The sequence below is a fragment of the Burkholderia sp. LMG 13014 genome, from assembly GCF_905232215.1.
GTDB lineage: Bacteria > Pseudomonadota > Gammaproteobacteria > Burkholderiales > Burkholderiaceae > Burkholderia.
This window is the reverse complement of record NZ_CAJNKE010000304.1, coordinates 1-7,189: the sequence shown is the minus strand read 5'-3', so window position 1 is coordinate 7,189 and position 7,189 is coordinate 1. Positions and strand designations below refer to the sequence as shown.

Annotated in this window: 6 protein-coding genes; 4 read left to right on the top strand and 2 right to left on the bottom strand. The window is 66.0% G+C overall.

Features of this window, described 5'->3' with window-relative positions:
* Together JYJ84_RS24050 and JYJ84_RS24045 are read left to right on the top strand one after the other, a co-directional pair.
* Positions 1-1,199: NAD-dependent succinate-semialdehyde dehydrogenase (locus JYJ84_RS24050; protein ID WP_205189545.1), on the top strand; the 1,199-nt coding region annotated here is incomplete at its 5' end.
* Positions 1,200-1,589: 390 nt separating this feature from the next.
* A complete protein-coding gene (locus JYJ84_RS24045) occupies positions 1,590-3,068 on the top strand; it encodes a diguanylate cyclase (protein ID WP_175222088.1) in 1,479 nt (492 codons plus the stop codon).
* 54 nt (positions 3,069-3,122) lie between these two features.
* Here the strand turns inward: JYJ84_RS24045 and tagH are convergent, their stop codons facing one another.
* Entirely contained in the window at positions 3,123-4,571 is a 1,449-nt protein-coding gene (tagH, locus tag JYJ84_RS24040) for a type VI secretion system-associated FHA domain protein TagH (RefSeq protein ID WP_175222089.1), read from the bottom strand.
* A 44-nt stretch (positions 4,572-4,615) separates the two neighbouring features.
* Complete coding sequence (locus JYJ84_RS24035; protein WP_122947040.1) at positions 4,616-5,002, bottom strand: TssQ family T6SS-associated lipoprotein; 387 nt, start codon at positions 5,000-5,002, stop codon at positions 4,616-4,618.
* A 630-nt stretch (positions 5,003-5,632) separates the two neighbouring features.
* Here JYJ84_RS24035 and tssJ point away from each other — a divergent pair.
* A complete protein-coding gene (gene tssJ, locus JYJ84_RS24030) occupies positions 5,633-6,148 on the top strand; it encodes a type VI secretion system lipoprotein TssJ (RefSeq protein ID WP_175222090.1) in 516 nt (171 codons plus the stop codon).
* Positions 6,145-7,189 (top strand): type VI secretion system baseplate subunit TssK (gene tssK / locus JYJ84_RS24025; RefSeq protein ID WP_205189544.1); only part of this gene is annotated, 1,045 nt, incomplete at its 3' end. The genes tssJ and tssK, both read left to right, overlap by 4 nt.

Genomic DNA, 7,189 nt, shown 5'->3' with positions numbered 1-7,189 from the left:
AGCGCGCCGACGCGATCGCGCAGCTGATGACGCAGGAACAAGGCAAGCCGCTCACCGAAGCGCGCGTCGAAGTGTTGTCGGCGGCGGACATCATCGAATGGTTTGCGGACGAAGGCCGCCGCGTGTACGGCCGGATCGTGCCGCCGCGCAACCTCGCCGCGCAGCAGACGGTCGTGAAAGAGCCGGTCGGCCCGGTCGCCGCCTTCACGCCGTGGAATTTCCCGGTCAACCAGGTCGTGCGCAAGCTGAGCGCCGCACTGGCAACCGGCTGCTCGTTCCTCGTGAAGGCACCGGAAGAAACCCCGGCATCGCCGGCCGCGCTGCTGCGCGCCTTCGTCGACGCGGGCGTGCCGGCTGGCGTGATCGGCCTCGTGTATGGCGATCCGGCGGAAATCTCGTCGTACCTGATCCCGCACCCGGTGATCCGCAAGGTCACGTTCACGGGTTCGACGCCGGTCGGCAAGCAGCTCGCCGCAATGGCGGGCCTGCACATGAAGCGCGCGACGATGGAACTGGGCGGCCACGCACCGGTGATCGTCGCCGAGGACGCCGACGTCGCGCTCGCAGTGAAGGCCGCCGGCGGCGCGAAGTTCCGCAACGCGGGCCAGGTCTGCATTTCGCCGACGCGCTTTCTCGTGCACAACAGCATCCGCGACGAATTCACGCGCGCGCTGGTCAAGCATGCGGAAGGGCTGAAGGTCGGCAACGGCCTCGAGGAAGGCACGACGCTCGGCGCGCTCGCGAACCCGCGCCGGCTCACCGCGATGGCGTCGGTCGTCGACAACGCGCGCAAGGTCGGCGCGAGCATCGAAACCGGCGGCGAGCGGATCGGCTCGGACGGCAACTTCTTCGCACCGACCGTGATCGCGAACGTGCCGCTCGAAGCGGACGTGTTCAACAACGAGCCGTTCGGCCCGGTCGCGGCGATCCGCGGCTTCGACAAGCTCGAGGATGCGATCGCGGAAGCGAACCGCCTGCCGTTCGGTCTCGCCGGCTACGCGTTCACGCGCGCGTTCGCGAACGTGCACCTGCTCACGCAGCGCCTCGAAGTCGGGATGCTGTGGATCAACCAGCCGGCAACGCCGTGGCCGGAAATGCCGTTCGGCGGCGTGAAGGACTCGGGCTACGGGTCCGAAGGCGGGCCGGAAGCGCTCGAGCCGTACCTCGTCACGAAGTCGGTGACGGTGATGGCCGTCTGACGGCCGTCGATCGATCGCGTGCGCGGCGCCGTTGGCGTGGCGCGCGCGGTCGGCGCGGGCCGGGCGGTACGCCCGGTCTCTCGCCAGCTTTTCCCGCCAGCCGTGCATTCGCACGGCAACCTGCCCGGCATTTCAATCTGCGTGCCACTGCGGATGGATTGTTTCAATTCCATCATCGGCAACGCCACACCCCTTGGTGCATCGATGCCGGCACCCGATGCCTGCTTGAACGGCACATGATCCGCTCGACACCGCTCAGCTCACGTCGTCAGCCATCTGGCAAGTACGGACAGCACCTCGTACCCGCGCGCCACACTTTTTGGTATAGGTTATTCAGAACAAACCATAACAACCGGTGCGTCAGCGTCGGCCCAACCTGAGAGGAAACGGATGCATCCGCGGTCGGCAGCGCCGTACTACGTTGTGCTGGCAGGGACCTTGATAGCGTGCGCGCTGATGGGGCTCTGCGTGTTGCAGTTGTTTCAGAGCCGTCACGACGCGCTCGATCGCGCACGCAATACGTCGCGGAATCTGGCGCTCGTCGCCGAGCGCGACATCGAACGCAATATCGAGCTGTACGGCCTGTCGCTGGAAGCGGTGATCCAGGGCCTGCAGCGGCCGGACGTCATGGCGGCGTCGCCGGCGTTGCGGCGCGGCGTCCTGTTCGATCACGCGATGACGGCGAAATTTCTCGGCTCGATGCTCGTGCTGGATTCGGCCGGCAACATCATCCTGGATTCGGCGAACGACGTGCCCCGACAGGGCAATTTCGGCGACCGCAAATACTTTACGGTTCACCGCGACAATCCGAACGCCGGGCTTTACATCAGCGATCCGTTTGCATCCCGCCTGCGCGGCGGCTCGCTCAGCGTGGCGCTGACGCGCCGCGTGTCCAATCCGGACGGCTCGTTTGCCGGCATTGCGCTGATCGCCGTCAATGTCGAGTATTTCCACACGCTGTTCGCCGGCCTCGCGCTCGGCTCGCACGGCGCGATTTCGCTGGTCGGCACCGACGGCGTCATGTTTATGCGCCAGCCGTACGACGTGCACACCATCGGACGCGACATCAGCCAGGCGGCGACGTTTCGTCATTTCCTGACGGCGCCGGAAGGCTCGTTCCTCGACACCTCGACGATCGACCACGTGCGCCGCCTGTACTACTTCAAGACGCTGCCGCACCTGCCGCTGATCATCATGGTCGCCGAGGCGGAGCAGGACATCTATGCCGCATGGCAGCGCCGGGCGATCACGATCGGCGCGCTGGTGGCGACCTTCGGCGCGGCGTTCATCGTGCTGTCCTTCCTGCTGGGCACCCAGCTGCGGCGCAGGATGCGGGCCGAATCCGAGCTGGTGATGCTCGCGCGTACCGACGGCCTCACCGGGCTCAACAATCGCCGCTCGTTCGGGGAGGTGCTGGACCTCGAATGGCGCCGCGCACGCCGGGCCCGTTCGGTGTTTTCGCTGCTGTTCGTCGACGTCGACCGTTTCAAGGCCTACAACGACACGTATGGCCACCAGGCCGGCGACGATGCGCTGGCCGCGGTTGCGCGGTGCATCGGCGACAACATCCGGCGTCCCGCGGACACCGCGGCCCGCTACGGCGGCGAGGAATTCGTCGTGATCCTCCCCGATACGCCGGCCACGGGTGCGACGGAGATCGCCGAGCGGATTCGGGCGGCCATCGACGGGCTCGCGATCGAACATGCGGAAAGCGAATTCGGGCGCGTCACCGCGAGCATCGGCGTGGCAAGCTGGGCGCCCGGGCAGGAAGGGGAGGTCGAGTCGGTGATCAAGGCGGCCGACGAGGCGCTGTACCACGCGAAGGAAACGGGGCGAAACAAGGTCGCCTCGCATGAAGCGGACAGCTGACACCACCGCCGGCACGCATCGCCCGTGGCCGATCGCGGGCGTGCCGTTTGACGTTCAATGCCGGCCGCTGCCGCGATAGCTTTCCACTTCCGCGTCATACGCCGCCAGGAACGCCTTGCCGAACACCGACGCGAAATCGTCCTCGATCGCGAACACCGTGTCGCGATGGGTCGCCGCGTAGCGATCCCACATCCTCGCCTTGTACAGCGCAGGCACGCGCTTCTCGTACCAGCGCATCGCGTCGTCCCGCTCGCGCAGCCGTTGCGGCGAAAAGCGCGTCAGCAGGTCCATCAACGCGGCACGCATGCCGGCGACCATGCCGATCTGGTGCGCATGCAGATCCTGGAACGCATCGCTGACCGCGCTTTGCGGCGACATGAAACCCGGCAGCGGCAGCCCGAACATCTGCCGCAGCACGGCGCCGCCGTCCGGCAGCAGCTTCAGCGGGTTGTTCTCGCGGTCGAGCAGCATCGTCATGTGCGCCTTCACCTCGCGCTTCAGGATACTGCGCGACGACAGCAGCTCGACCGTGCCGTTCGCGAACAGCGCCAGCAACTGGCCCGCGATGTACAGCTGTTCGGCCGACCACTGATGCGATTCGGCGGCCGTATCGAGCCCGGCGCCCTCGAAGAACGCGCTCAGCAGTTCATCGGGTGTCGGTGCGCGCGTGGCATGCGGCGCGGGTTCGTCGGCCGGCTGCGTATCGGCGGTGCGCGCGGCGGCCGGCTGCACGCGCACGTGTTGCGTCCACTCGGGCGCATGGTCGGCCTGTGTCGTGGACGACGCTTCGCGATCCGCGTTGCCCCGATCGACTTGCGCCGCCGTGCCCGTTGCGCCGATATCGCCCGACGACTGCGCAAACAGGTCGAGCGGATCGATCGACAACTGGTTCAGGTCGCGCTGCGACGGCGCGGGCGGTATGGCCTGTGCCGCACGGTTCGCCGGCTGGGCTGCGTCCGCACGCGCGGGGCCACCAGGCCGTGTACCGGCGTCCGCCACCTTGCCGCGCGGCGCGAGACGATCCTGGAGCAGCCCCCACAGCCGGTTGCCGGCACCTTTCGTATCGATCCGCGAAGGTGATGCTTGCGCGGGCGCCGCTGAAGCTCGCGGCTGCGCCGGCGTATCGACGGGCCTACCGGTATCGGGCGCCATGTCGATGACCGGTGCCGCGTCGCCATCGCCGCCATCGTCACGTTCGGCGCGCAGCACGTACGGCCCGATGCGGATGATGTCGCCGGTGTTGAGCGGGCGCTCCTGCGCATAGCCGACCGGCTCGCGGTTCACCTCGATCGTCGAGACGCTGCTCAGGTTCTTCAGCAGGCAGGCGTCGTCGCCGACCTGCAGCAGCGCCTGCAGCCGCGAGATCTGCCGCGTGTCGTCGCGCAACACCAGATGGTTGTCGCTGGCCCGGCCGATGGTGCCGCCCGGCGGATGAAACACGACGGCGTCGTAGGAGTCGTTTTCGACCGGCTCGCCGGCATGTTCGATCACGATCAGTTGCATGTCATACGTCGCTCGGTGAAGCGCTCGCGTGGAAGCCGGTTCGTTCAGGATGACGACGCATGCCTGCGGCGCGCGAATTCGAACGCGGGCCCCCAGATCGGATGCCCCTTCTCGGCAGGGGACAAGTCGAAGCGCGGGTTGAGGTCGAGAATCTTCGAGAACTCGGCGCGGCACGGCGTGATGCGGTTCGTCACGCAATAGCTGAACGCGAGGAGCTTGTGCGCGGCCACCTGCGTGTCGGTGTCGGCGCCGTCGATCTCCTTCGCGTGGCTCAGCAGCGCGATCGTGCGCCCGTAGTCGCCGCTGTCGTACGCGGCGCGCGCGCTATCGATCGTCGCGCGTGCAGCCGACTGTGTCGGGGATGTACTGCACCCGCCGGCCCCCAGCAACAATGCGCCGAGGAAAAGAACTAGCGATGAACGACCTTTCATTATTGAAATTAAAGATTGGCGTAATTGGAAGGTGGCACACAAGCGCTGTTGGATTCTAGTGCCAATCATCGGCATCGAACCGGCTGTTACGTTTTGTTTCATTTGGCCAATCCATTTGCACTTGAATGCCGAATCGACTACGAATTTCAGTGCTTGTGAAACCGGAAAAACGGCCTATAGTTCGCTGTGTTTTTCGGATTCGTCAGTTGTTTGGTCAGCGCACGTCAATGCTCGAAAAAACGGCCCGTCCGTTCGTGCGAAACGAATAGCCTGGCACACCCTCCGCGTCGCGAGCGCCCCTTGCCCGGCGGCCGGTCGGCTTGCGCCTCCGAGCCATCCGACAGGTGTCCACGCCATAGAACCGGGCCACCCAGGCGCACCGGTCGGATTAACCTTTTCCATTAATTTACCAATCTATATTCAATTGTCCATCATCTCGCCAAATCAACTTTCAAAAACCCTGAATGATACGACCCGGCTTTTTACAAGAATAATTTGCCGACACGAATTGCAATGGATGGATATGCTGGTTACACAATTACCGATCGATTAATTGTCCATTTTTCAATCAGATCATCCGGTTTCGCAGTCGAAAACCGGCGCGTGCCTATTGGGTGGCGAGGGTGGAATATGCAATCGCGGTCGAGCAGTTTCATCGTATGGGGATGCGTGATGCTGTTGCCGGGATGCGGCGCGACGGAGCACGCCGCGGCGGTGCCGTATGCGATCACGGTTGACGTTGCCCCCGACGTCAACCCTGACATGAACCGCAAGCCTTCGCCGATCGTGCTGAAGGTGTTCCAACTCCGCGCGGCGGCGTCGTTCGACAGCGCGGATTTCTTCTCGCTGCAGGACAAGCCCGAGAACGTGCTCGGCGCGGACCTGCTCGGCACCGACCGCGTGATCCTGCGGCCGGGCGAATCGCGCACGCTGCACTACCGCGGCAACGTCGAGGCCGGTGCGATCGGCGTGGTCGCCGAATACCGGATGCTCGAAAAGAACCGCTGGCGGCTGACGGTGCCGCTGCCGCGCGCGAAGCAGCTCAATCTCTACAAGTTCTGGCAGACGTCGCCGGGCGAGATGAAGCTGTCGATCGCCGTCCGCAATGGCGGCATCGCGCTGAACGATGCGAAGGGGCGCCCATGACAGAACCGACGATGTCCGCGACGCCAGTCGCGGCGCTCCGCCAGCGGGTGGTGTGGACCGAGGGGATGTTCCTGCGGCCGCAGCATTTCCAGCAGCTCGAACGGCACTGGGAACGCTACGTCGCGCTGCGCTGCCTGCCGCTGCAGGGCTTCTACTGGGGCTTCGACACGCTGGAGCTCGATCGCGAGCAACTGGCGCTCGGCAAGGTCGCGCTCCGCACCGCGTCGGGCGTGATGCGCGACGGCACGCCGTTCGACTTGTCCCATCCGGACGATCTCCCCGAACCGCTCGACGTGCCGGCCAATGCGAAGGACCAGCTCGTCGTGCTCGCGCTGCCGCTGTGGCGCGGCGGCGGCGAGGAAGTGTCGTTCGGTGCAGGTACAGGTGCGGGCGGCGGCAATGCCGCAAACGGCGCGAACAGCGCGAACAGCGCGAATGGCAGTGCCGATGTCGCGCGCTACATCGTGCGCGAATACGAAGTGGCCGACGCGAACGCGGTCGCTCTCGGCCCCGCGCTACTGCAGACGGGCCGCCTGAATGTGCGGCTGATGCTCGCAGCCGAGCTGACCGGCGACTGGCACGCGCTCGGCGTCGCGCGGATCGTCGAGCGGCGCACCGATGCGCGGCTGCTCGTCGATGACGGCTACATTCCGCCGCGCCTCGTCGCGCAGCACGACGCCGTGCTGCTGGCCCATGCGCGCGAGCTGCACGGGCTGCTCACGCAACGCAGCGAAGCGCTCGCGGAACGGCTGTCGGAACCCGGGCGCGGCGGCGTGTCGGAAGTCGCGGATTTCCTGCTGCTGCAGCTCGTGAACCGCTATCTCGCGCTGACCTGGCATGCACAGCAGCACGTGTCGACGCATCCGGAGGCGCTGTTCTGCGACTGGCTGAAGCTCGCGTGCGACCTGAGCACGTTCACGGCGGCCGGCCGGCGTCCGCAGTCGCTCGCGGTCTATGTACACGACGACCTGCGCACGAGCTTCGCGGAACTGATGACCGAGCTGCGCCGGTCGCTGTCGACGGTGCTCGAGCAAAACGCGA